Here is a 24,761-nt window from a genome sequence, read left to right as displayed (position 1 = left end):
GACGGCTCCCTAAAAGGCTTTGGCGATGCGCTCGAAGCATCTTCGCGCCAGTTTGCTGAGGTGGCGTAGGACAGGCTGCCAGAGCGCGCAAGATCGAAAGGCTTTGCGTATCCCTGCGCCGACATCATGCCCGCCCCCGCTGTTTGCAACTACCGGCCGGTCGCGATGATGCGGCGGCAATGATCCAGCGCCGCACCGATCAGGTTGTCGCTCGCCTCCGGCGTGCGGAATGCCGAATGCGCCGACAGCGTCACGTTCGGCAGCTTGGTCAGCGGGTGACCTGCCGGCAGCGGCTCGACGGTGAAGACGTCGAGACCGGCATGGCCGATATGGCCCGAGCGCAGCGCCTCGATCATGGCGTCTTCATCGACAACGGCACCGCGCGCGGTGTTGATCAGGATGCTGCCGGGACGCATCATCGCAATGCGCTCGCGGGAGAGGAAGTTCCTGGTCTCGTCGTTGAGCAAGAGATGCAGCGAGACGACGTGGCTCTCCGCCAGCAGCTTTTCCAGCGCAACGAACTCGACGCCCGGATGCATCTTCGGCGTCCTGTTCCAGGCGATCACCTTCATGCCGCAGCCCAGCGCCATGCGCGCGGCTTCCGCGGCGATGCCGCCAAAGCCGATCAGGCCGAGCGTCTTGCCGGTGAGCTGGACGGCGTCGCGGCGCAGCCAGTTGCCCTCGCGCATGCCGCGATCCATCTCGCCAAAATTTTTGGCAGAAGCCCACATCAGTGCGATCGCGCATTCGGCAACCGCGGTGTCGCCATAGCCCTTGATGGTGTGCACGGCGATGCCTTGCTGGACAAGCTCGTCCGGATTCATGTAGCTGCGCGCGCCGGTGCCGAGGAAGACGACGTGCTTCAGAGCCGCACACCTTGCGGCAACCGCGGTCGGTACGGCGGTGTGATCGACGATCATGATCTCAGCACCGTCCAGGAGGCGCGGCAGGTCGTCGGGCGATATCGCTGGGTCGCGGTTGATGCCGACGGGGAGGCTGTCCTTGCGCAGCAGCTTTTCGGTGACGGCGGCAAGCGTGTCGTTGGCATCGACGAACAGGGCACGCATAGACTGATCTTTCCTTTCCAGGCCGGAAATACCGTATTGCATTTTAAGCTGAATACAGAAATAGTCCAGAAGCCGGGGTTGGATGTTCAGGAGTAACTGCCATGAATCGCAGGGACGCACTCACCACCGTTGCCTTCGCCGGCGCTGCGATGGCCGCAGCCGGCCCGGCCAAGGCTGACATCGCACCAAGCTCCACCCTCGACCGGATCAAGAAGAGCGGCGTGCTCAGGATCGCGGTCATCGCCGGCCAGGATCCCTATTTCCACAAGGACCTCGCCACCAATCAGTGGTCGGGCGCCTGTATCGACATGGCGAACGACATCGCCGGCAAGCTCGGCGCCAAGGTCGAGACGCTGGAATCGACCTGGGGCAACCAGATCCTCGACCTCCAGGCCGAGAAGATCGACCTCGCCTTTGCCGTGAACCCGACGCCCGAGCGCGCGCTGGTCATCGACTTCTCCTCGCCCATCCTCGTGCACTCCTTCACCGTCATCACCAAGAAGGGTTTTGCCAAGCCGCAGACCTGGGCGGAGATCAACAAGCCCGAGGTCAAGATCGCCGTCGACATCGGCTCCACGCATGAGACCATCGCGCGCCGCTATTGCCCGAAGGCGACGATCCTCGGCTTCAAGGAACGCAACGAGGCGATCCTCGCCGTGTCCACTGGACGGGCAGACTGCAACATATCGCTCGCCGTGCTTTCGGTCGCCACGTTGAAGAAGAACCCGACGCTCGGCGAACTCGCGGTGCCACGGCCGCTGCTCACGCTGCCAACCAATCTCGGCATCCGTGCCGATGGCGATCGCCGCTACAAGGACTTCCTCAGCGCCTGGGCCGATTACAACCGCGCGCTGGGTCAGACCCGCGAGTGGATGCTCAAGGCTTTTGAAACTGTCGGCCTCAATGCGGAAGACATTCCGCCCGAGATCCAGTTCTGACGGGCGCGCGAACGGCATGACCAACAAGATTGTTGATATGTTTCCGGAGACGCGGCCGGTCTCTTAAAACACTTTTGACCCGCATTAATGAACGTGCTCGCCGGGCGCCGCAACGGTGACTACGGCGGGCGCCTTTGGCACCCACCGGACACTCCCTCCATCTCCCGGCGCATTGATCTATCCCACCGAGTGGTCTGCACACTCACTGACAAACCAGCACGGGGGTTTTCGCCTGCGTCAGCACCTTGTTTGTCACGCTGCCGATGAGGAGCATGGAAAGTCCGCTGCGCCCGTGCGATGACATGACAATGAGATCGCAGCCCTTGTCCTCGGCTGCTTCGATGATGGCCTGGTGCGGATGCCCACTTTCCACTTGGATCGTCTCGCAGGAAACACCAGCCGTCCTGGCCGCATTTGCCGCGCGCTCCAACACGCTCCTGGCCTGCTCCTTGCGCACCTCGGCATATGTCGCGACGGCTTCAAGGAACCGCCCTGTCAATTCTGAGAACGGTTCCACGACGAAGATGACGGACACCTTGGCCCCAAGGGATTTCGCCAGCGCCAAGCCATGCGCCATCCCATGCTCCGCCAGCTCCGACCCATCTGTCGGAATGAGAATATGCCGGTACATGCTTCACCTCCGATTGTCCTGACGTATCGTCACCTTCCGAAGGTTGCGCCCGCGTTCCGGAGACCGTCTTGAGATAAATCAATCTAATTGCGCGGCGCTGGCGGCCAAGTGGCCGGCCCTGAGGCCCAGGCGAGCGGACCAGGACCAGCACTCATAAGGCAGATGTCAGTTTCTGGCACCGCGCGGAAATTTCGCAATCAGTCGAAGCAGTTCCGCTCGTGACGCGAACCGTCAGAAAATCGCCGTGCAACGAATTGCGGTCATCAAAGTTGATCGTGGTCGGAAGTTGCATTGGAGCAACGTCATGTCGATGACCAGGATTCCCGCAGCGCTTCTCGTGATTGGCGCAATATCGCTCGGCGCACCTGCAAGGGCTGCCCCGATCACTCCTTTATCTACGAGCGCCAAGCCGATGGTGGAGGAGCGTGCCGTGGTCCAGGTGCGCTGGCACTGGGGCCATTGGCACGGCGGAAGCTATCGGTGCGCCCCCTACTGTCGTTGGGGCGGTTAATATGAACCAGGTAAACGCGCTCTATCCCGCGATAGCCGCGGCGTCGCGGGCGCGACGTTCGCAGGCGTGTGGAGATCGAGGCGGGCGCGGTTCTCTTCGCGCACGCTGGTGTCGTCACCGAATTCCAGATACTTTTTTTGCGCTTCTTGTTGCTTGCCGTAGTCCGCATGGAGCGAAGCGGAATGCGGGGCCGCGTTGCAAGACCCCGCATTCCGCTTCGCTCCATGCGCGCTACGCACTTAGCCCGCCTTCATGATAGTCTTCTTATCGACGTTGGTCGGGGTGGATCGACCCTCAAGCTCCGTCCACACGCGGAAGCGCTCGCCCTCGTTGAGGCGAACAATATGGAACGGCCGCATCGAAGCCCCGCCCGAAGTTGCGAAATTTGCCTTCACCTTCGAGGTGATCCATAGAAACGCAGGGAGAAACAGTGATGCTGAAGCACATGCCCCTGCCCGCAAGCGCGCTAACGACCCCGAGCGCACCAAGCGCGACATCATCGAAGTGGCGACGCTCAGCCAACCGGTCCGGGGATCCAATAGTCGCCGGCAAGCGGCCTAACTCTTACGTCAGAAATTACCCCGAACTGTAGGCTTGGATCGAAATGGCGCATCGTCCGCTCATTGAGATCAATGATGCGGCCAGGCTTTAGTGGTCCCACGTCGTTGATCTTGACGATGACCTTCTTGCCCACGGCCTCGACGAGGGCATACTTCGGCCTCGCGCCAAATTGGACCCCACCAAATTTCTGACGTAAACTCATCTTGATGGCAGCCGCCCAGACGGAGGGATCATAACGCTCGCCGGAGGCTGTGTTCGGGCCGCCCTCCTCCTTGCCGGGCTTGAACGGATTATACATGGATGCTGCGCCAACGATCGCATCACCACAGGCAGCATTGACTACGGCGCTTGAATGAACTCCACCCGTTTCACTTCGAGTAACAGAAACGGCAAACGCAACCAGGGCGCCGCAAATTGCGGCGCTCGAGCGGAACACCATCATAACTCCTTTGATTTTCTCGATCTTCCGGTTCCCCGATGCCGCAAAACATGGTCAAGCGAACGCGGAGGCGTTCACGAACTTGCGCCAATATTCGGCGGATTCGTGCCAATCCTGGCGACGGAACCGTTGCGGGAACCAGGGTGGTCCTCGCATATTGTTCTAAGTTCTTACTGACTAAGACAGAGATTACGTCAGCAGCATGACTGGATGGAGCCTGAGTGCCGCGCGCGACGTCGGCTAGAGGTCGCGAACGACGATGCTCCAACTGATCGCAAGATTCCGCTTACGCGATGATAGATTTATCTGCCTGATTTGCCCGACGTGTCAAGTCATTTCGCAAAATCAGCAATTTCGCGCACCGGAAGTCAGAACTCCTTTGCATGGGGTTGTTTTCGATATTTTAGTTGGAGCCGCCCGAGGGGGCCTCACGCGGCCCTTTTCTGCCGGGCGCTCGCCAGCAGGACCAGCATGAACGAGGCCGCCGTCATCAGCGTCGAGATCGCGGCGATGGTGGGGTCGATCTCGTCGCGGAGTGCGGTGAACATGCGCTTGGTCAGCGGCTGATACTGGCCGCCGGAGATGAACAACGCGATGATGGTCTCGTCCATCGCCGAGATGAAGGCGAAGATCGCGCCCGCGACCACGCTGGACTTGATCTGCGGCAGCGTCACCGCGAAGAAGCTGCGGAAGCGATTCATGCCGAGGCTGCGCGCGACCATCTCCTGCGCGGGATCGAAGCTTTGCAGGCCCGCGAGCACGGAGATGACGACGTAAGGCAGGCCCAGCATCACGTTGGCGAGCACGAGGCCCGGCAGCGTTGCGACCAGGCCGACGCGGGCATAGACGAAGAAGATGCCGACTGCGGTGATGATGATCGGCACCACGAGTGGCAAGAGCAACGCCATGTGGATCATCCGCATGACGCGCAGCTTCGACTGGCTGATCGCGTAAGCCGCGGCGACGCCGAGCGGCGTCGCGATCGCGACGGTGAAAGCCGCGACGATCAGCGTCACCTGCGTCGCCTGCATCCAGGCGGAATTTGAGAAATATTGCTGGTACCAGCGCAGCGACAGCGAGGGCGGCGGGAAGGTCAGGAAGCGCGCACTGGAGAACGAGATCGGCACGATGATCAGCACCGGGAGGATCAGATAGACCAGCACCAGCGCGCAAGCGACGATCAGGGCGATCCTGGCGGGCGAGATTGTTCTCATTTCTGTCCCAAGACGCGATCGAGCGAGATGAAGCGGCTGACGACGAAGAAGATCAGGAGGACGCTGAGCAGAAGGACAACGGCGACCGCGCTCGCCGCGCCGAACTGGTTGTAGAGCTCGACATTGCGGCTCACCAGCATCGACACCATCACCGTGCGCCCGCCGCCGAGCAGCTCCGGCGTGATGTAGAAGCCGAGACAGAGCACGAACACCATCGTCGAGCCGGCGAGCACGCCAGGCAGCGACAGCGGCAGGAAGACACGGAAGAAGGTGAGCGCGGGGCCCGCACCCAGGCTGGCGCCCGCCTGCATCAGGTCGTTCGGGATCTTCTGCATGGTGGCGTAGAGCGGCAGCACCATGAAGGGCAAGAGGATGTGCACGGTTGCGACCACCGTGCCAAAAGTGTTGTGGACGAGCGCAAGCGGCTCGCCGATCACATCGATATAGCGCAGGAACTGGTTGATCACGCCGGTGCGCTGAAGCAGCGCGAGCCAGGCATAGGCGCGCACCAGCACGCTGGTCCAGAACGGCAGCACGACCAGCGCCAGGATGACGAAACTCCACGCCTTCGGCACGGCGTTCGCGGCATAGGCCACGGGATAGCCGAGCACGAGCGCGAGCACCGTCACCAGAAGGCTGATTTCGAAGGTCAGCGCGAAGCTGCGCCAGTAGATGTCTTCGCTGAGGATGCGGCGATAATGCTCGAGCGTGAAGCCGTCGTGATAGATCGACTGCCAGGCGAGCCAGCCGACCGGCAGCACGATCAGCAGGAGGATGACGAGCAGCGCCGGCGACACCAGGGCCAGCATCAGGCCGTCCTCACGGCGCTGATGTCTTTGCGACGGATCTGGTTTTGACGTCGTCAACGCTGCCTCGCTTCGCTCACTTCTGCATGAAGGCGGCCCAGCGCTTCTCGGCCGCTTCGCCTGCCGGCGAGGACCACCAGGCATAGGACATTAGCGCCTGCTTGGCCGCATTCGCGGGCTCGCTCGGCAATTGCGCGGCGCGTTCCGGCTTGATCACACCGGTGTCGAAGGCTTTCGGGTTGCCCGGGCCGTAGTCGATGTTCAGCGGCAAATTGGCCTGATGCACGGGGTCGACGGCCTCGTTGAGGAACTTGACCGCCGTCTCGAGGTTCGGCGCGCCCTTGAGGATGCAGAGCGAGGTGCTCTGCAGAATGCCCTGGTTGTAGGTGAAGGCGACCTTGGCGCCCTCCTTCGCCACCGCGCTGACGCGGCCGTTCCAAGCCATCTCCATGTCGACCTCGCCGTCGTTGAGGAGTTGCGCCGACTGCGCGCCTGACGTCCACCACACCGTGATGCTGGGCTTGATCTCTTCCAGCTTCTTGAAGGCGCGATCGACATCGAGCGGATAGAGCTTGTCGGGCGCGACGCCGTCGGCCATAAGCGCGGCTTCCAGCGTCGCGATGGGGTGGTTGCGCAGCGCGCGGCGGCCGGGGAATTTCTTCACGTCCCAGAAGTCGGCCCAGCTATTGGGTGCATCCTTCGGGTACGTCTTCTGGCTGAAGGCGAGCACGCTGGAATAGAACTCGTACGACACCGAATAGGGATTGCGGTACGCCTCGGGCATCGCCGCGGCATTCGGGATCTTGGAGAAGTCGAGCTTCTCGATCAGCCCCTGTTCGCCGCCGCGCAGGCAATAGCCGGTCGGCGTGTCCACCACGTCCCAGATCGGCTTGCCGCTGCCGACCTGCGTCTTGATCGCGGGCCAGGCGTCGGGGATGGAGTCCTGGTTGATGGTGATGCCGAGCTTCTTGGCGGAGGGATCGAGGATCGCCACCGTCTGCGCCTGCTGATAGGCGCCGCCTTGCGAGACGAAGGTGATCTGCTCGGCGGCGACGGCGGCGGTGCAAGCCAACCCGAACGCGCCGAGCGATGCGCCCAAGAGGGCATATCCAAACCTGAAGCCCAGTTTCGTCGTCATCCTCGCCTCCTCTGTCGCCAAAAAGAAACTCACTGCCCGATCGCGTCCAGAAACTGATACCAGCCGGCGACCATGCGCACGGCGGGCTCGCGGAACGAATAGAACGGAATGACCTTGAGGCGGCTCGCATCGAGCAGCCCGACATCGGGCTTTTCGCCGCGAACGAAGGCAGCGAGATAGCGGCCCAGCAGGCTCGCCATCGCCACACCCGCGCCGTTGTAGCCCATCGAGAACAGCGTGCGGTCATCCAGCCGGCCGATATGCGGCACCGAGTCCAGCGTCATGCCGACGAGGCCCGACCATTTGAACGCGAGCGGCACGTCCGCAAGATCAGGGAAGATACCGACCATCGCCTTGCGAAGAGCCTCGAAGGCGGATTCCGAATCCTGCTTGCCGAAGGCGCCGCGGCCGCCAAAGATCACGCGGTTATCGACCATGCGGAACCAGCGCATCATGCGCTTGGTCTCGGTGTAGGTGCGCCCCGTCGGCATCAGGGAGCCAGCGAGATTGCGCGGCAGCTGGTCGGTCGCGATGATGGCGCTGCGGAACGGGATCAGCGTGTGCTGCATGTGCCGCGTCGCATCCGTCAGGTCGGAATAGCTGTTGGTGGCGATGATCGCCTGCTTCGCGCGCACCGCACCTTGCGGCGTCTCCGCGATGATGTCGCCTTGCTCGCGCCGGAGCTTCAACACCGGCGTCTCCTGGAAGACGGCGACGCCGCGGCGCGCTACGCCATCTGCGAGGCCGCGCACATAGTTGAGCGGATGGATGCCGCCCGAGCCGGGATTGAGCACGCCGCCGACGAAGACGTCCGAGCCGGTTTCCTCGCGCACGCCCTTGGCATCGAGAATGCGGACCTCGGCATCGCCCATCTCGCGCTTCATCCAGCCGGCTTCGTCGATCGCAACCTTCAGCGTCGTCTCGTTATGCGCAGCCTTGACCTGGCCGGTCCGCGTCAACGCCGCGCTGGTAATGCCGAATTCGGAGACCAGTTCCTCGACGATGTCGGTGGATTCATGCGCGATCTCGTACATGCGCTTGGCCACGGCGCGGCCATGCGCGGCGTCGATCTCGCGGAAGGACAGGCGGAACTTTGCGGTGATCACGCCGCCATTGCGGCCGCTCGCGCCCCAGCCGGGGCGGCTCGCCTCCAGCACGATCGGCGACAGCCCGCTCTTGGCGATGTGGTGCGCCGCGGACAGGCCGGTGTAGCCTGCGCCGATGATCACCACATCCGCCTGATGTTCGCCCGACAGGACCGGAAACGCGCGAGAAGGCTCCGCCGTGCTCGCCCATAGCGAGTTGGCGGATGGCGGCGCGGTCCAATTCCCTGTCATGCGTCCGCTCGTGCTCACGCAGCGCCGACGGCCGCGTCGGCGAAGGCCTTCATGGTTGGGAAATGGAAGTCGGGCTTGGTCAGGGTCGGCACCTCAGGCGTTCCGCCGAAACCGGCGAGACCCTGGCGACGCTCGATCCAGCACACCTGGTAGCCGAGTTTCCGCGCGATCCCGATGTCGTGGTACTGGCTCTGCGCGACGTGCAGGATGTCCGACTGCTTGTAGCCGAACGCCGACTGGCGGCCCTTGTTGTAGGCGAAGAATTCCGGATTAGGCTTTGCAACGCCGGTGTCATCGGCGCAGACAGTGTCGTCGAAGGGATTGCCGAGCGCGTGCGCATAACAAGAGAGTGCGACGCGGTCGGCATTGGTCATCGCAACCAGGCGGAATTTCGTGCGCAGGCGCTTCAACGCTTCGACCGAATCCGCGAATGGTGCCCAGCGCAGCACGGCGAGCTGGAACACATCGCAGGACGCATCGTCGGCCGGCAGCCCCAACTCCCTGGCGAGATGGCGATAGACGTGGAACATCACCTCGCTCGAGCGTTCGGGATGCGCATCGCGGCCGCGCTTGTAGGAGGCGAAGATCTTGTCGTCGCTGAGCTCGGCCGGCGTCTTGCCCGAGATCCTGCGCACCGCGGCGAGCACGCCGGTCTCGAAATCGATCAAGGTGCCGACGACGTCGAAGGTGAGGACCTTGAAATTGCTGAACGGGGCTTGGGACGACATTGGGCTTCTTCTCTTTGGTTGGAACAAGGTGGGAGCTAGTCCACCCTCGGCACGACGATGGTGTCCGCGGGGTGAAGGGTGACGGTGAGATTGCCGCCGACCGGCGGAATGCGACGATAGGCCTCGTGATAGGTCGGCTGGCGCAGGCTGAGCGCCGAGCCGTCGGCGAGGCTGAGGAAGATGCGCAGGCTTTCGCCCTGGTAGACGATGTCGGTGACGGTACCGGTCAGCCGGTTGCAGGCCCCATCACCCGCACCGTCGTGGATCAGGAGCTTTTCGCTGTGCACGGCCAGCATCAGCGCGTCGCCGGCGGGAATGGCCCGCGCGCTGCGCAACACGGAATCGCCGAGCGCGACGCTACAGGAATCGACACGGCGGACGGGCAAGAGTGTGGCTTCGCCGATAAAACTTGCGACGAAGGAATCCGCGGGGTGATCGTGCAGGCGTGCGGGCTCGTCGATCTGGATCAGTTTGCCGTCCTTCATCACGGCGACGCGATCGCTCATGGTCAGCGCTTCGCGCTGGTCATGGGTAACGTAGATGATCGTGGCGCCGATGCGCTTGTGCAGCGTCCGCAGCTCGATCTGCATGGACTCGCGGAGCTGCTTGTCGAGCGCGGAGAGCGGCTCGTCCATCAGGATCAGGCGCGGCTCGAAGATCATGGCGCGCGCCAGTGCCACGCGCTGGCGCTGGCCGCCGGAGAGCTGCGCGATGCCGCGATGCTCGTAACCAGTGAGCCCAACCATGGCGAGCGCGGCGCGCACCTTGTCGGGCCATTTCGCCTTCGGCAGGCGCCGGGCGCGCAAGGGAAAGGCGACGTTCTCGCCAACGCTCATATGCGGAAACAACGCGTAGTTCTGAAAGACCACGCCGATGTCACGCTTGTGCGGCGGCGTGTAGGTGACGTCGCGGCCGCCGAAATGGATCGAGCCGCTTGAGGGCAAGATGAAACCGCCGAGGATTCCAAGCAGCGTGGTCTTGCCGGAGCCGGACGGGCCGAGCAGCGAGACGAACTCGCCAGCGCCGACATTGAGGGACACGTCATCGAGGGCGCGAACCGCACCGTAAGCCTTGCTTGCGGACCTGATCTCGACGCTTTCCGCTCGTTTGTCCAACGATCGACCCTCGTCACGCCCCACGCGGCGCGCCTGGCTGCACGGCATAAGCCTGCTTTATAGACAGACCTCAGGATCAGCTTGCGATTGCAGCGCGGTCAGCGCGCAATCTTCTCTCCCAAGCCTTATCCTTGGCCTGTCATGCCGATGACACCAGAGTTGGCAAAACTCGGCAATTGCCAAATTCTCACCGGCCGCATAACATCATGTTATGCCCGAGCTCCGCCGGATGCTGCCCTCTTCCAACGCCCTGTTCGTCTTCGACGCAGCGGCGCGCAACGGCAGCTTCACGGGCGCGGCGGCGGAGTTGAACGTCACGCAGCCTGCGGTGAGCCGGATGCTCGGCCAGTTCGAGGAGCATCTCGGCGTCCGCCTGTTCGACCGCAAGGCGGGGCGCGCAGTCCTCACCGAAGAGGGCGAACTCTTGTATCGCCGCGTGCTCGAAGGCTTTCGCAGCATCGAGACCGGACTGATCGAGATCGAACGGCGGCGCAAGGGCACCGAGACGGTCACGCTTTCCGTCTCTTCCGCCTTCACCACGCATTGGCTGATGCCGCGCATCGACAAACTGCAACGGCACTTCCCTCAAGTCGATCTTCGCTTCCAGCTGATCTCGGGGGCGCTGCGCGGGCCGGTCGAGAACGTTGACCTCGGCATGCGCTTTCGCGACCGCGAGGAGCCTTACTCCGGCGGCACGCTGGTGATGAAGGAGGTCATGCTGCCGGTATGCAGCCCCACTTACATGAGCGAGGCGGAGCCCGCGGCGGGCAACACCGTCATCCGGCTCGCCGAGACGCCGGGCGACTGGGCAGCGGATTATCCGAGCTTCCTGACCAGGCGCCGCGGCCCGTCGAAGGCGCTGAGCTTCAGCGACTATGCTGTCGTGGTGCAGGCCGCCCTGCTCGGCCAGGGCATCGCGCTCGGCTGGCTGACGGTCGCCTCACACTGGCTGCTCACGGGCGCGCTGGTGCCGGCGTCCGACGCGCTCACCACCACGCGCCGCATCTGCGAATTTTTGCCGCCGCGCAACCGGCCGATGCGGCCGATTTCGGGAGAGATCCGCGACTGGATCATCGCGCAGATGCGCGACGAGATCGCGGCGATCGACCGGCTCTATCCGAAACTCGCTCTGATGACCGCCTGCTACTGATGAGTGATCGCGCGGATCGCGCCGCGCAGCTCGGCAAGGCCGCGCAGGCGGCCGATTGCGGTGTAGCCGGGATTGGTGCGCTTGGTCGCGGCAAGATCATCTAGCATACGATGGCCGTGGTCGGGGCGGAAGACGATCTGCTTGTCCGGTGCGCGCCGCGCGTTCTCCTTGAGCAACGCCTTCAGCACGGCGATCATATCGACATCGCCGTCGAGATGATCGGACTCGTAGAAGGACAGACCGTCGGCCTCGCGCTTGGTCGCACGCAAATGCGCAAATGCGATGCGCGGGCCGAAGCGCTCCGCCATTGCCGGCAGGTCGTTGTCGGCGCGCACGCCGAGCGAGCCCGTGCACAGGCAGATGCCGTTGGCCCTCGACGGTACGGCGTCGAACAGCGCCTGATAGTCGTCGGCCGTCGAGGCGACGCGCGGCAGGCCGAACAACGGACGCGGCGGATCGTCCGGGTGCAGCGTCAACGACACGCCAAGTTGTTCGGCCACCGGCGCGACGCGCGCGAGGAATTCAGCAAGATGCTGCCGCAGGACCTTTGGCGTGATGTCGCGATACTGCGCAAGCCGGTCGCGGAATTGCGGAATAGTCATCGACTCGGTGGTCGAGCCAGGCAAGGCGCTCGCGATCGCCATGACGAGATAATCGATGTCGGCCTGGCTCATCTTTTCGAAGAGCTTCTTCGCGCGCGCTTGCTGCTCAGGTGAGTACTCCTGCAGCGCGGCGGGCCGCTTCAGAATGTGCAGCTCGAACGCGGCAAAGCGATCCCCGTCGAAGCGCATGGCGCGGGCGCCGTTCGGCAACTCCCATTCGAGATCGGTGCGACACCAGTCCACTACCGGCATGAAGTTGTAGCAGATGATCTTGATGCCGGCCGCAGCAACCGCTTCCAGGCTCGCGATCCATGCCTCGATCGAGCCGGTTGCCTTATCACCGAGCCGCTTGACGTCGTCGGGGATCGGAATCGACTCCACGACCGACCACGTCAGTTGCGAGCGGCCGGGCTGGCCCTTCTCGATGAAGTTCTTGCGCTCTTCGACGCCCTTGCGCGTCCAGGCCTCGCCGATCGGCACCTGATGCAGCGCCGAGACGATGTCCGTCGCGCCGGCCTGCCTGACATCATCGAGCGACACGGGATCGTCGGGCCCGTACCAGCGCCATCCCTGTAGCATCATGACTTTTCTCCCGGATCAGCTCGCGGTCAGCACGACCTTGACGCTTTGCGAGCGGTCGAGCGCCAGCCTGAGCGCGTCCGGCGCAGTCGACAAGGGGCGCTCGGCGGTGACCAGCGACAGCACATCGACGCTGCCACTGGCGATCAGTTCCACCGCGGTCGCGAATTCGAAGCCGAAGCGGAACGAGCCGCGCAGGTCGATCTCCTTGGCCATCACGGCATTTGCCGGCGTCGGAATCTGGCCGCCCGGCAGATTGCCGATCTGCACCATAGTGCCGCCACGACGCACGAGACTGATGGCACTGGCAAGGCCCGCGGCGGTGCCGGAGACCTCGAAGGCGACGTCATAGCGACGCGCTGCTGCCTGCGCCTTCAGGCCTTCCTCGCCGCCCGAGACGTTCTCGACGTGGGAGGCGCCGAGCCGGGTCGCGAAGGCGAGCGGTGCAGGCGCGATGTCGGCGACCGTAACGTCGGCCATGCCGGCGCGGCGCGCGGCGAGCATGGTGAGGAGCCCGATCGGGCCGGCACCGAAGATGATACCGCGTTTGCCCTTGACGTCACCGGCGCGCGCGACGGCGTGGAGGCAGACTGCGAGCGGCTCGGCCAGCGCTGCAGCCTGATATGACACGTGATCTGGGATCTTCACACACTGTGCCGGGATCGCATCAAAATAGCTGGCAAAGCCGCCCTGCATGTGCGGGGTCTTCGAGGCCGAGCCCATGAAGAAGATGTTTTCGCAGAGGTTCGGCCGGCCTTCGCGGCAGGCGACGCAATGGCCGCACCAGCGCGACGGATTGACGGCAACACGGTCACCGATCTTCAGGTTTGGCGCGGATCCGGCGATCTCCACGACCTCGCCCGAGATCTCATGTCCCAGCACCAGCGGCGACTTCACGACGAAATCGCCGGTGCGAGCGTGGCGGAAGTAGTGCATGTCCGAACCGCAGATGCCGCCGGCGCCGAAACGGATGCGCACCATGCCTTGCGCGAGTTTCTCGAGCGGATGCTCGATCATGCGCAGGTCTTCAGGGCCGAACAGGGTTGCTGCGAGAGCGACTGAGGTCATTTGGAGAGTCCCATATATTTAGACAGCCGGAGCGTCAGGCCGATCATCCCGCGGCCTGTTTTTTCGGTTGTCGCCTTGGCTTTGACGGGGCCGCTCCCGATCGCGCCACCCCGCTGCGGGTGGGCGTCGGTGCCGCACCAGTCTCAGCGCCAAAATTTCGTGCAAAGCGCTCCTGCGAGCGGGCCAGATGATCGCGCATCGCGTCACGGGCAGCCTCGGGATCGCGCGCCGCAATCGCGTCGCGCACGACGCGGTGTTCATCGAGCGCGGCGCGCCAGGTGCGTGGGCTTTCGAAGTAATGCGCGAGCTGCGAGAAGTAGGGGTTGAGACGATGGTCGAAGAGCTCGCCGACCACGCGCACGAGAACGGCATTGCCGAGACTGCTTGCAATCGCATTGTGAAAGGCGCGATCGTGGAACATCGAGGCTTCGCCGGGATGCTCGACGTTTTCCATCGCGATCAGGGAAGCGTCGATGCGCGCGAGATCGTCCTTTGTCGCCAAGCGCGCGGCTTGCTCGGCGATGGCGCCTTCGAGGAATTCGCGAGCGCGGAGCAGCTCGAACGGGCCTTCGATCAGGGTTGCAGGAACGGACGTTGCGGAGCCTGCGGGCTCGACCACGTAAATGCCGGAACCGACACGGATGCGGACGCGGCCTGCGACCTCAAGTGCGATCAGGGCTTCGCGCACCGTCGGCCGCGAGACCCTGAGCTGCATGGCCAGCTCGCGCTCGGTCGGCAGCCGGCTTCCGACGGCGTACTCGCCGCTGTCGATCAGAGCCCGCAATTGATCGGCGACCTGGCGATAAAGCCGTCTCGCCTCCACAGCTTCCAGCGGCACGCTCGCCTCCTTGAGAGGGCTGCCCGGCGTGCTCCCCCGGGCGCCCGCCAATTTTGGGAAATTGGTCTTACCAATTGACCAGAGCATTGACCGAGGAGGGCCGGCATGTCAAGCAGCGGAAAAGTAAAGGGGGAGACGACCATGCGGCTTGGCCGCGCCAATCTCGACCGACTGCCGTCCGGCATCCGCCGTCCGGCCTATGACCGTTCCCGCGTCACGCCCGGCATCGTGCATCTCGGGCTAGGCGCCTTCCATCGGGCCCATCAGGCCGTCGTCATCGACGATTGCCTTGCCGCAGGCGCGCCCGCCTGGGGCATCATCGGTGCGAGCCTGCGCAGTCCCGACACCCGCGATGCGCTCTCCCCACAGGATCATCTCTATACCGTCGCGGTGCGCTCGGCCGAAGGCACCGACCATCGCGTGATTGGCGCACTGGTCGGCAGCGAGGTCGCGCGCGAAGACCCCGCGCGGCTGATTGCTAGAATGGCCGATCCCGCCATCCGCATCGTCTCGCTGACGGTCACCGAGAAGGGCTATTGCCACACGCCTCAGACCGGCGATCTCGATGAGCGGCATCCGGACGTCGTCCATGACCTCAACAATCTCGACGCGCCGCGCTCGGCACCCGGCTTCATCGTCGCCGCGCTGGCGCGCCGGAGAACGCAGGGGCTTGCGCCCTTCACCGTGCTCTGTTGCGACAACCTCGCCGCCAACGGCCACACCGTGCGCCGGATCGTGACGCAGTTTGCCGCGCTGCGGTCGAAGGATCTCGGCAAGTGGATCTGCGAGAACGTCGCCTTCCCCTGCACCATGGTCGACCGCATCGTCCCGGAAACGACCGATGCCGATCGGGCGGCTGTCTCAACCGCGCTCGCGATGCAGGATGCCTGGCCGGTGATGACCGAGCCGTTCACGCAATGGGTGGTCGAGGACCGCTTCTCCGCGGGCCGCCCCGATCTTGGCGCCGCGGGCGTCGAGCTCGTCACCGACGTCAAGCCTTTCGAGCTGATGAAGTTACGGCTGCTCAACGCCAGCCATTCGGCGCTCGCATATCTCGGCTATCTCGCGGGCTATGAGACCATCGCCGACACCATGCTTGATCCGCACTTCGCGCGGCTTGCCGCAGGCGTGATGGAGGATGCTGCGGTGACGCTGACCATGCCGGCAGGCACCGATCTTTCCGCCTATCGCGCCTCCCTGTTGAAACGCTTTGCAAATCCGGCGCTGCATCACCGCACCTGGCAGATCGCCATGGATGGCTCGCAAAAACTGCCACAGCGGCTGCTTGGCACGATCCAGGACCGGCTACGCCGGGACTTGCCGATCGATACGCATGCGCTCGCGGTTGCAGGCTGGATGCGCTACGTCACGGGAAGCGACGAGCAGGGCCGCGCGTTCGACGTGCGCGACCCGCTTGCGCGCGAATTCGCAGGCATTGCGCGCGAGCAGGGTCCGGCTGCGGAGCGTCTCGCGCCGGCGCTGCTTGGCATCGGCAAGGTGTTCGGCCCGCTTGGCACTGATCCTCGCCTGCGCGAGGCCGTGACCGGTGCGCTCGACAAGCTCTATGCGCAGGGCGCGCGGCAGACGGTGGCGAACTGCAAGCTCCTGAAATCCTGACGATCAAACTCCGAGCGCGGTTTCGCCCGGCTCACGCCCGGGGACACTGAGATGGACCTCGTGTCCCTGACGGATGGCGAGCGAGGCTGCGGCGGCGGCCGACTCGAACGCCGACTCCTTGGTTTCGTACTCGCCGTTGATGTTGCCGTCATGCAGCACGCCCCACTGGTCGCGCACCGGCACGATCGCGTATTGAGCAAGTCCCATGAGTCCCTCTCCCGAGGCTCGATCCTGTAGCGTTCGCTGGATACAACGCTGGTCATGAACCGCTGTTCCGGCGGGAACATGGTGGCCCGATCAGCGGAAGTTGCTCTTGATTTTTGCCCGCGCTTGGCTCACCCGAAGTATATGAGCAAAAGCGCGATCATCGCAGCCAACGCAGCCTTTTATGCCGCCTTCGCGGCCGGCGACATCGCGGCCATGGAACGGTTGTGGGCGGACGAGGACGGCATCTCCTGCGTTCATCCCGGCTGGCCCGGCATCATCGGCCGCGCCACGGTGATCGGGAGCTGGCGCGACATCCTGCAGAACCCGAGCCGACCGCAGATCGCCTGCGCGGAGCCGCACGCGATCGTCGAAGGCGACAGCGGACGGGTGCTGTGCATCGAGATCGTCGACGGCACAGCGCTTGCCGCCACCAATCATTTCCGGCGCATCGGCAACGCCTGGCTGCTCGTTCATCACCAGTCGAGCCCGATCGCGCAGATCGTCGAGCAGACGCACGACGATTCGCCGGGACCGAGCCGCAGCTTCCACTAGCAGCCTGGCCGGTCACCAGCTCGGCAGCACGGCGCCCTTGAACTTGGTCAGGACGAACTCCTTGACCTCGGGCGTATGATAGCTGTCGACGAGGATCTTGACCCACGGCTTGTCCTTGTCGGCGGCGCGGACGGCGATCAGGTTGACGTAAGGGCCCTTCGGATCCTCGCGCAGGATGGGGTCCTTCACCGGATCAAGTCCGGCCTGCGTCGCGTAGTTGGTGTTGATCGCCGCCGCGTCGACGTCGTCAAGCGCGCGCGGTGCCTGCGCCGCGTCGACCTCGATGAATTTCAGCTTCTTGGGATTGTCGGTGATGTCGAGCACCGTCGGCTTGAAGCCAACGCCGTCCTTCAGCTTGATCACGCCCTTGTCGCGCAACAGCAGCAAAACGCGTCCGCCATTGGTCGGATCGTTTGGGATCGAGACCTTGCCGCTGTCGGGAATGTCGGCCCAGGTCTTGTGCTTCTTCGAATAGACTCCGATCGGGAAATTGACGGTCAACCCCACCGCATCGATCTTGTAGCCGCGATCGGCCTTCTGGTTGTCGAGATAAGGCTGGTTTTGGAACGAGTTGGCCTGGATATCGCCGGCATCGAGCGCGGCGTTGGGCACGACGTAGTCGGAAAACTCGACGAGCTGGATATCGAGCCCATTCTTCGCTGCGATCGGCTTCACCGCCTCGAGGATCTGCGCATGCGGGCCCGGGGTCACGCCAATCTTGATGGTCTCCGCCGAAGCCGCTGCCGACCAGGCGGCAAGCACGGTCGAAAGAATCAGAACGGAACGAAACGACATTCTTGGTCTCCAACGGAATTCATAGTCACCGGCCTGTCATCTCTCGCTTGGCCGGCGAAATCAATGAAATGGAAGTTCAAATTTGCCGTTGCAATAGGGCGGCGCTTCTCCGCGCGGAGCCCAAAAGGAAATGGGGACAACGCCACAACGGTGGTTATTCCTCTTCCTGAGGAGCGTGGAACGCGCGTCTCAAAGGATGAAGGTCCGAAAGGTGCCCCTCACCCTTCGAGACGCTCGCAGGAGCGCGCTCCTCAGAGGCTGTGAATCTTTTTGACTGCTCGCAAGCGGTATAGCCGAAAGCTGGTGCTGTGTGATTCTCTTGCGGTGATGGATTCGCAGGAGGGATGATGGCCGCTGATGAATTGTTTGGGGATCTGCCGGAGCAGGCAAAGCCGCAAGCCGGTGCGGCGCCGCTCGCAGCGCCGCGACTTCGTGAGCCCCAACGCGATCAAATCGAGTTGCGAGCAGTGGATATCGAGAGCCTGATCGGGGAAGACCATCCGGTGCGCCTGATCTGGTCCTATGTCGAGGAACTCGACCTGAGTGAGCTGGAGAACCGGATCAAAGCGCGGGGCGATCGGCCCGGTCACCCCGCGACATCGCCGCGGCTTTTGCTGGCGCTGTGGCTCTATGCCACCAGCGAGGGCGTCGGCAGCGCGCGCGCGTTGGAGCGGCTTTGCGGGAGCCATGACACCTATCGTTGGCTGTGTGGCGGGGTGTCGGTGAACCATCACACGCTGGCGGACTTCCGGGTCGGTTGCGCCGACCTGCTCGACCGGCTGCTTTGCGAGCATTTGGCGGTGCTGGCGAAGGTCGGCCTCGTCAATCTGGAAACGCTGGCGCAGGACGGTGTTCGGGTCCGGGCCAGCGCCGGGGCCGCTTCGTTCCGGCGGGAGGCGACGCTCGATCGGCACCTGGCCTTGGCTGAGGCGGTGGTGGAAGACCTCAAACAGAGGTTGACGCTCGTTCGGATGCTAGCAATCAGCGCATGAAGGCCGCCAAGGAGCGCGCCGCGCGTGAGCGCAGAGCGCGCGTCAAAGCGGCGCAGACGGCGCTCGCCGAAATCAAGCAGCAGCGCAAGGAGCGCGAAGAAAAGCGCGGCAACGGCAAGAAGCCGAAAGAGCCGCGGGCCTCCACGACGGACGCCGACGCACGGGTCATGAAGATGGCCGACGGCGGCTTCCGCCCCGCCTACAACGTGCAGGTGACGAGTGCCGCCGGCCAGCCGATCGTCGTTGACATCAAGGTCTGCAACACCGGGTCCGACCGCGGCCTGATGCGGCCCATGCTGGAGCGGCAGCGCGCGCGTCCTGGCGGGTTGCCCAAGGACCATCTCGTCGATGGCGGCTTTGGCAGTGCCGAGGACATCGAGTGGGCGCACGCCGAGGGCATCGATATCTTTTGCCCGCCCACTCAATCCAAGCACGGCACCGATCCCCATCTACCGCGACGCGGCGACGGCCCGGGGGTGTTGGCCATGGCGAGCGAAGAGGGCAAGGCCCGATACAAGCCCCGGTCGATTTGCGAGTGCATACATGCCCGCTGGCGCAACTGGGACCTGCGGCAATTGACCGTGCGCGGCCTCGAAAAGGTCCGCGCCGTCGTGCTCTGGTACGCCCTCGCCAACAACATCCTGCAAGGCAACCGCCTCGCTAGCGCATAGAGGAGCGTTCATCGACATCCCCCAACCTCGCCACAGCCGCCCAGCCCACGCGTTGCCACGACGAGGAACTGCCACATCCTTCGATGACCACGCAAAACGAGAAAGATTGGCAAGCTCTCAGGGTGAGGGATCGACACCGTCATCGGCCGCCGGCGCTGACCCGTGTCACGATGCGCCGGAGCCGCCCTGCACGATCTTCTCGTTCAGCTTCTGATCGACAGTTTCGACCGTGCGGTCGATCTCGGCATTGGGCACGCCGAGCTGATGCGAGATCAGCTTCACCAGCAGATCGACCCGCTCGATGAACGGCGCGCCGGCGGCGACCGCGCGTGCGGCAGAGGACGGCTTGAGCGGGCTGTCAGCCGCCTTGGCGTATTTCTCGAACGGCACCTGATCCTTCGGGTCGGCTCCGAGGCGCCGCGCGAGCGCATCGACGTGATCGTAGATCGACTGCGAGCGCTTCAAATCAGTGTGCACGGCATCACGGATCGACTGCGGCTCGTGCGGGGTGATGCAGCGGTAGTTGCCGGTGAGCAGCATGGACCATTTCGCCAGCGGCACGAACAGCGAATCGAACACCTTGAGCTTCACTGGAACGTCGTGGCCGTCGAGCGTCACCGCATCGATATCGGTCTCGAGCTCGCGCAACACCTTGTTGTGCTTCTCGTCCTCGAACACCGACGCCTTGAAGTTGGTCGGCAGGCCGACATGCAGCACGTTCGCCGCCTCTTCCGGCGGACGGAAGGCTTGCGGATCCGGCGAGCAGAGCGTCACCAGCCCCGGCTTGAAACGCTCCCACACCTGCGCATTGGTATAGGCCTCCTCGAGGTCCATGCCTGACAGCGCCGGGATGCGCTTCAGATATGGCAAGGGCGGCATGTTCATGATCGACAGACAGGGCAACCCCGCTTCCGCGATCTTGATCATGAGCATACGCACGGTGTGGTTGGTGTATTGCGGCTCCTGCATCGCAAGGCCGACCAGATCATAGCGGGAGACGTCGACATTGGCGGGCGTCACCGCGTCGAGCTTGCCGCGCAGGTCGCGCGAGATAATCGCGCGGTGCACTGCCTCGTCGCGCAGCTTGATACGCACCTCGGTACCGTCGCGATTGATCAGCTCGGCCGTCTTTGCCCGGCACACCAGGGTCACGTTGTGACCCGCCATCAAAAGCTTCGTCCCCAGCAGGGAGCCGTAGGAGGCCCCAAGGATCAGTATGTTACGCGCCATGCTCCCTCTTTCACAAACGTTGTGCAGCCGAAGCGATCCCCAGATGTGCTGGGCAACCCGACCATTGCTGGGTCAGAGCGCTTTGCAGATTCGCGTCCCCGCTACGTCAGGTATTTGGTATGCCAGCAATGGACTGTGGTGTCTATCGCGAATTGATTGGCGCGGAGGCCGCTCGCGGGGCTTTGCTCTATCCACTACCCGCTCCCACTGCCCATCCCCGCCGACACTGCCTGCCCCCTCAACCCCGCATTTCGTGACAACCCGCGAATCGTCCTTTCCCTCGGACCATCGCGAGTGGCTCATTCCATCAATCAGAATTTCCTATAAACGTTACTCCGCCAACTGCGCTTGCACCCCTGCCGCAAACAAGCTCAAATTTGAGCTTTTCCGTTGCACCGACGTTAAGTCAGGTCTGAGGCGCGGGCCTGCGCTTTACCGCTCGTTCAACCCTGTGATGGCCAAGTGACGTCATTTCCTAGAGTAGTTTTGCTTTGAACATTTTGAAGCCGCGAGTCGCACCCATGATCGAAACCACATCGTTCTTGCTCGATTTGGAGGAGACCGTTGCAAAAGGAAATCCCGAAAGCTGTCTGCGGGCGATGTGGCACGCGACCGATCTCCTGATCGCGGGGACCTATTCCGAGGACCAGATCTGGACGTTCGGCGAGATCATCGGCCGCCTCGCCCAGGAGATCGAAACGACGGCACGCGCACGGCTGGCGGAAATACTCGCTGCCAGCAACAACGCCCCCTACAAGCTGGCGAGCCAGCTCGCCTCCGACGACTGCATCGACGTCGCCTCGCCTATCCTCAGGCAATCCCGGCGCCTGGATACCGAAACCTTGATTGCTTGCGCCAGGAACAAGAGCCAGCAGCATCTGCTCGCGATCTCCCAGCGACAGTCCGTTCCGGAGGCCGTGACTGACGTCCTGGTGGTCCGCGGCAGCAACGAGGTCGTCAACTCGGTCGCTGCAAACAACGGCGCGAGCTTTTCGAATTCCGGCTTCCTGCACCTGGTGCGGCGTTCAGAAGGTGATTCGATCCTCGCTGAATCCGTCGGACTGCGAAAGGACATTCCCCGGCATCTCTTCCATCAGCTGATCGCTAAAGCCTCCGCAGAAGTGCGCCAGAAGCTCGAGCGCGAACGTCCCGATATCGGGCCGCAGATTCACCGGGTCGTCGTCGATGTCACCGGCGCGGTGCACGCCAGGTTCGGCCCGGCTTCCAAGGACTATTTCATCGCTAAGCGGACGGTCGCAAAGCTGCACGAGCGCGGCGTACTGACCGAAGACAAGGTCTTCGAGTTCGCCCATTCGCTCAAGTTCAACGAAACGGCAGTCGCGCTCTCCTTGCTGTGCCCGTTGCCTGTCGACATCATCGAACGGGCCCTGATCGAGCGTGATCGCGAGCCCGTGCTGATCCTGGCCAAATCGCAGAACTTCTGCTGGCCGACCACGATGGCACTGCTGTTCCTCGGGGCGCCCAATTACCGTATCACGGCCGGCGAGCTCGAGCGTTTGAAGCTCGATTTTCATCGGCTCGACGTGAAGGCTTGCCGCGGCGTCATCGCCCTGTATCGCTCCCGCAGGGACGAAGTCGGAAGCGGCCCCTTCCAGCGACCCCGAAGCGCAATCTAAAGCGCGATGCGATCGAGATGAATCGTCATCGCGCTTTGGTTAATTGTTTGAGCATGATCTCCGCGCAAACGCGTTCCGCGTTTGTCGCGAGGAAAAACCGCTTCACGCTTTTCCGGACCACGCTCTAACTGCCCGCCGCCTCGGATGTCGATCCGACGACGTCCGGCGACGGGCGCGAAGTCGAGGGACCACGGCCAGCGCGGCATATTGAGAAATCGGTTGACCTGCTACAAAATATTTCGATAATCGTTGAAATATGGAAAAGAGGGATGCCGTCGCGGCCCTCGCCGCGCTTGCCCAGGACAACCGCCTCGACGTCTTCCGCCTGCTGGTGCAGGCCGGCCCGGAGGGGATGACCGCCGGCGCGATCGCCGACGCGTTGGATCTCGCGCCGAACACGCTGACCTTTCATTTCGACCGCCTTCGGATGGCGGGGCTAGCGACCGTTCGGCGCGAGGGGCGTTCGATGATCTACGCAGCGCAGTTCGAGACCATGAACGCGCTGCTCGGATTTCTGACCGAAAACTGCTGCGGCGGCGCACCGTGCGCCCCGGACGCGACCTGCAAACCCGCGCGAAAACGCACCAAGATACCAGCCCGAGAGGATCGACCATGAAGCGCCTGCACGTTCATGTCTCCGTCGAGAATCTTCCGCACTCCATCGGATTTTATTCGGCGCTGTTCGCATCCCGCCCCTCCGTCGTGAAGTCCGACTATGCGAAGTGGATGCTCGAAGACCCGCGCGTGAATTTCGCGATCTCGACGCGCGGGCGCCAGCCCGGCCTCGACCATATCGGCATCCAGGTCGAAACCACCGACGAGTTGAAGGAAGTCTATGCGCGCCTGCGCGAGGCCGGCGGCAAGGTGATCGAGCAGGGCCAGACGAGCTGCTGCTACGCGCGGTCCGAGAAGGCCTGGATCGACGATCCCGCCGGCATCGCCTGGGAGACCTTCCACACGACCGGCGAGAGCACCGTCTATGGCGACCGCACCGGCGAGAACGGGGTGCGCGTTGCGCGCGAGAAGCAGTCCGCCTGCTGCGCGTCCCCCGCCGCGTCGAAGCAATCCTCGGCCTGTTGCTGACGCCGGGGCATCGATGGACGCGTTCGACCTTCCACGGCGCCTCGCAGCCGAAGCGCTCGGCACCACCATCCTCGTCGCGACCGTCGTGGGCTCCGGCATCATGGCGGAAGCGCTGACCAGGGACGTCGCGCTTGCGCTCCTGTGCAACACGCTGCCGACCGGCGCGATCCTGGTCGTGCTGATCACGGTCCTCGGACCGATCTCGGGCGCGCATTTCAATCCGGCCGTTACGCTGGTTTTCGCGCTGAGGCGCGAGCTGCCGGCGAACGAGACTGCACTTTACGTGATCGTCCAGATCGCCGGCGGCATCGCCGGCACCATGATCGCGCACCTGATGTTCGCGCTTCCCCTGATCGACCTTTCATTGAAAGTGCGCACCGGCGGAGCACAGTGGTTCGGCGAGGCGATCGCAGCCTTCGGCCTGGTCGCGACGATCCTGGCGGGCATCCGTTTCCAGCGCAGCGCCGTGCCCTGGCTGGTCGGCCTCTACATCACGGCCGCCTACTGGTTCACCGCTTCGACCTCATTCGCCAATCCGGCGGTCGCGATCGCGCGCTCGCTGACGGACACGTTTTCCGGTATTCGTCCGGCGGACCTGCCTGGTTTCGTGCTTGCCGAACTTTGCGGCGCGATTGCCGGAATGGTCCTGATGAACTGGCTGGTCGGCCGCACGCCGGCACGCGGCCCCGCCGCAATCGCGGAGACATTACGATGACCGTCACCATCTACCACAACCCGGCTTGCGGCACCTCGCGCAACACGCTCGCGATGATCCGGCAGAGCGGCGTCGAGCCCGTCGTCATCGAATATCTCAAGACACCGCCGTCGCGCGAACGGCTCAGGGAGTTGATCGCAGAGATGGGACTTTCGGTCCGCGGGCTTCTGCGCGAGAAGGGCACGCCCTATCGGGAGCTCGGCCTCGACGACCCGAAATGGTCCGACGACCAGTTGCTCGATTTCATGATGGCCCATCCCATTCTCATCAACCGTCCGATCGTCGTGTCGCCGAAGGGTGCGCGACTGTGCCGACCTTCGGAGGCCGTGATCGATCTCCTGGACAATCCGGTCGGGCGTTTCGTGAAGGAAGACGGCGAGGTGGTCGAGCCGCGCTAGAGTTGTGGCCATTGCGCCGGCCAAAACCGACTTACGTCATGCGGCGCGCTGGTATTCTCCTTGCATGATGCTAAGCTCTCCTCGCTACCTTGGACGAGGTGCCGCCTGATGGCAGTCCCGACTTGCTGCTCATCAATTGGCA

General features: G+C 63.7%; 24 protein-coding genes and 1 pseudogene. 10 read left to right on the top strand and 15 right to left on the bottom strand.

Features of this window, described 5'->3' with window-relative positions:
* Positions 1-149: 149 nt before the first annotated feature.
* Entirely contained in the window at positions 150-1,067 is a 918-nt protein-coding gene (locus tag QA640_RS11090) for an NAD(P)-dependent oxidoreductase (protein ID WP_283040678.1), read from the bottom strand.
* Positions 1,068-1,168: 101 nt separating this feature from the next.
* Between QA640_RS11090 and QA640_RS11085 the strand changes: the two genes are divergently transcribed.
* Positions 1,169-2,005: a transporter substrate-binding domain-containing protein gene (locus QA640_RS11085; RefSeq protein WP_283040677.1), complete on the top strand. Its 837-nt coding sequence runs from the start codon at positions 1,169-1,171 to the stop codon at positions 2,003-2,005.
* 202 nt (positions 2,006-2,207) lie between these two features.
* Here QA640_RS11085 and QA640_RS11080 read toward each other — a convergent pair whose 3' ends face one another.
* The 8 genes from QA640_RS11080 to QA640_RS11045 all read right to left on the bottom strand — a co-directional run bounded on the left by QA640_RS11080 (position 2,208) and on the right by QA640_RS11045 (position 10,485).
* Positions 2,208-2,636 (bottom strand): universal stress protein, encoded by a 429-nt coding sequence (locus QA640_RS11080; RefSeq protein WP_283040676.1) that lies wholly within the window; start codon positions 2,634-2,636, stop codon positions 2,208-2,210.
* Positions 2,637-3,661: 1,025 nt separating this feature from the next.
* Positions 3,662-4,150, bottom strand: coding sequence for a septal ring lytic transglycosylase RlpA family protein (locus QA640_RS11075; RefSeq protein ID WP_283040675.1), 489 nt, complete (start codon positions 4,148-4,150; stop codon positions 3,662-3,664).
* 425 nt (positions 4,151-4,575) lie between these two features.
* Positions 4,576-5,361, bottom strand: coding sequence for an ABC transporter permease (locus tag QA640_RS11070; protein WP_283040674.1), 786 nt, complete (start codon positions 5,359-5,361; stop codon positions 4,576-4,578).
* Positions 5,358-6,170, bottom strand: a complete 813-nt coding sequence (locus QA640_RS11065; RefSeq protein WP_283040673.1) for an ABC transporter permease — start codon at positions 6,168-6,170, stop codon at positions 5,358-5,360. The genes QA640_RS11070 and QA640_RS11065 overlap by 4 nt, the downstream gene beginning before the upstream one ends.
* Positions 6,171-6,243: 73 nt before the next feature.
* Positions 6,244-7,305 carry an ABC transporter substrate-binding protein gene (locus tag QA640_RS11060; RefSeq protein ID WP_283040672.1) on the bottom strand — a complete coding sequence of 354 codons (1,062 nt, stop codon included), beginning with the start codon at positions 7,303-7,305 and terminating at the stop codon, positions 6,244-6,246.
* 29 nt (positions 7,306-7,334) lie between these two features.
* Positions 7,335-8,642: an FAD-binding oxidoreductase gene (locus tag QA640_RS11055; RefSeq protein WP_283040671.1), complete on the bottom strand. Its 1,308-nt coding sequence runs from the start codon at positions 8,640-8,642 to the stop codon at positions 7,335-7,337.
* 14 nt (positions 8,643-8,656) lie between these two features.
* Positions 8,657-9,370 (bottom strand): HAD family hydrolase, encoded by a 714-nt coding sequence (locus QA640_RS11050; protein WP_283040670.1) that lies wholly within the window; start codon positions 9,368-9,370, stop codon positions 8,657-8,659.
* A 35-nt stretch (positions 9,371-9,405) separates the two neighbouring features.
* Positions 9,406-10,485: an ABC transporter ATP-binding protein gene (locus QA640_RS11045; protein ID WP_283040669.1), complete on the bottom strand. Its 1,080-nt coding sequence runs from the start codon at positions 10,483-10,485 to the stop codon at positions 9,406-9,408.
* Between the two features lie 211 nt (positions 10,486-10,696).
* Here QA640_RS11045 and QA640_RS11040 point away from each other — a divergent pair, with 211 nt between their 5' ends.
* Positions 10,697-11,635 (top strand): LysR family transcriptional regulator, encoded by a 939-nt coding sequence (locus QA640_RS11040; RefSeq protein WP_283040668.1) that lies wholly within the window; start codon positions 10,697-10,699, stop codon positions 11,633-11,635.
* On the opposite strand, the gene uxuA is transcribed toward QA640_RS11040, so the two are convergent.
* Genes uxuA through QA640_RS11025 form a run of 3 tightly spaced genes read right to left on the bottom strand, consistent with a single transcriptional unit; the run spans position 11,629 to position 14,722 of the window.
* The gene (uxuA, locus tag QA640_RS11035; protein ID WP_283040667.1) at positions 11,629-12,819 is read right to left on the bottom strand and encodes a mannonate dehydratase; all 1,191 of its coding nucleotides are present in this window, start codon (positions 12,817-12,819) and stop codon (positions 11,629-11,631) included. The two genes, QA640_RS11040 and uxuA, sit on opposite strands and share 7 nt — an antisense overlap.
* A 15-nt stretch (positions 12,820-12,834) precedes the next feature.
* Entirely contained in the window at positions 12,835-13,884 is a 1,050-nt protein-coding gene (locus tag QA640_RS11030) for an L-idonate 5-dehydrogenase (RefSeq protein ID WP_283040666.1), read from the bottom strand.
* 43 nt (positions 13,885-13,927) lie between these two features.
* Positions 13,928-14,722, bottom strand: coding sequence for a FadR/GntR family transcriptional regulator (locus tag QA640_RS11025; RefSeq protein ID WP_283040665.1), 795 nt, complete (start codon positions 14,720-14,722; stop codon positions 13,928-13,930).
* 105 nt (positions 14,723-14,827) lie between these two features.
* On the opposite strand from QA640_RS11025, the gene QA640_RS11020 reads away from it, so the two are divergent.
* Positions 14,828-16,339, top strand: coding sequence for a mannitol dehydrogenase family protein (locus tag QA640_RS11020; RefSeq protein WP_283040664.1), 1,512 nt, complete (start codon positions 14,828-14,830; stop codon positions 16,337-16,339).
* Positions 16,340-16,342: 3 nt separating this feature from the next.
* Here QA640_RS11020 and QA640_RS11015 read toward each other — a convergent pair whose 3' ends face one another.
* Positions 16,343-16,546, bottom strand: coding sequence for a hypothetical protein (locus tag QA640_RS11015; RefSeq protein WP_283040663.1), 204 nt, complete (start codon positions 16,544-16,546; stop codon positions 16,343-16,345).
* Between the two features lie 141 nt (positions 16,547-16,687).
* On the opposite strand from QA640_RS11015, the gene QA640_RS11010 reads away from it, so the two are divergent.
* The gene (locus QA640_RS11010; protein ID WP_283040662.1) at positions 16,688-17,098 is read left to right on the top strand and encodes a nuclear transport factor 2 family protein; all 411 of its coding nucleotides are present in this window, start codon (positions 16,688-16,690) and stop codon (positions 17,096-17,098) included.
* Between the two features lie 12 nt (positions 17,099-17,110).
* Here QA640_RS11010 and QA640_RS11005 read toward each other — a convergent pair whose 3' ends face one another.
* On the bottom strand, positions 17,111-17,893 hold the full coding sequence (locus tag QA640_RS11005) for a MetQ/NlpA family ABC transporter substrate-binding protein (RefSeq protein WP_283040661.1): 783 nt from the start codon (positions 17,891-17,893) through the stop codon (positions 17,111-17,113).
* 344 nt (positions 17,894-18,237) lie between these two features.
* Between QA640_RS11005 and QA640_RS11000 the strand changes: the two are divergent.
* Positions 18,238-19,556, top strand: a pseudogene (locus QA640_RS11000) (IS1182 family transposase).
* 165 nt (positions 19,557-19,721) lie between these two features.
* Here QA640_RS11000 and QA640_RS10995 read toward each other — a convergent pair.
* Positions 19,722-20,786 carry a 2-dehydropantoate 2-reductase N-terminal domain-containing protein gene (locus QA640_RS10995; RefSeq protein ID WP_283040660.1) on the bottom strand — a complete coding sequence of 355 codons (1,065 nt, stop codon included), beginning with the start codon at positions 20,784-20,786 and terminating at the stop codon, positions 19,722-19,724.
* Between the two features lie 521 nt (positions 20,787-21,307).
* Here QA640_RS10995 and QA640_RS10990 point away from each other — a divergent pair.
* From QA640_RS10990 to arsC, 5 genes are all read left to right on the top strand, one after another.
* Positions 21,308-22,423: a DUF2336 domain-containing protein gene (locus QA640_RS10990; RefSeq protein WP_283040659.1), complete on the top strand. Its 1,116-nt coding sequence runs from the start codon at positions 21,308-21,310 to the stop codon at positions 22,421-22,423.
* A gap of 256 nt (positions 22,424-22,679) precedes the next feature.
* Positions 22,680-23,039 (top strand): helix-turn-helix domain-containing protein, encoded by a 360-nt coding sequence (locus tag QA640_RS10985; RefSeq protein ID WP_283040658.1) that lies wholly within the window; start codon positions 22,680-22,682, stop codon positions 23,037-23,039.
* Positions 23,036-23,506, top strand: a complete 471-nt coding sequence (locus tag QA640_RS10980; protein ID WP_283040657.1) for an ArsI/CadI family heavy metal resistance metalloenzyme — start codon at positions 23,036-23,038, stop codon at positions 23,504-23,506. Before QA640_RS10985 ends, QA640_RS10980 begins: the two co-directional genes overlap by 4 nt.
* 13 nt (positions 23,507-23,519) lie before the next feature.
* Positions 23,520-24,221, top strand: coding sequence for an MIP/aquaporin family protein (locus QA640_RS10975; RefSeq protein WP_283040656.1), 702 nt, complete (start codon positions 23,520-23,522; stop codon positions 24,219-24,221).
* Positions 24,218-24,619 carry an arsenate reductase (glutaredoxin) gene (arsC, locus tag QA640_RS10970; protein ID WP_283040655.1) on the top strand — a complete coding sequence of 134 codons (402 nt, stop codon included), beginning with the start codon at positions 24,218-24,220 and terminating at the stop codon, positions 24,617-24,619. Before QA640_RS10975 ends, arsC begins: the two co-directional genes overlap by 4 nt.
* Positions 24,620-24,761 lie beyond the last annotated feature (142 nt).

Source organism: Bradyrhizobium sp. CB82, assembly GCF_029714405.1.
GTDB lineage: Bacteria > Pseudomonadota > Alphaproteobacteria > Rhizobiales > Xanthobacteraceae > Bradyrhizobium.
This window is presented reverse-complemented; position numbering and strand designations above follow the sequence as displayed.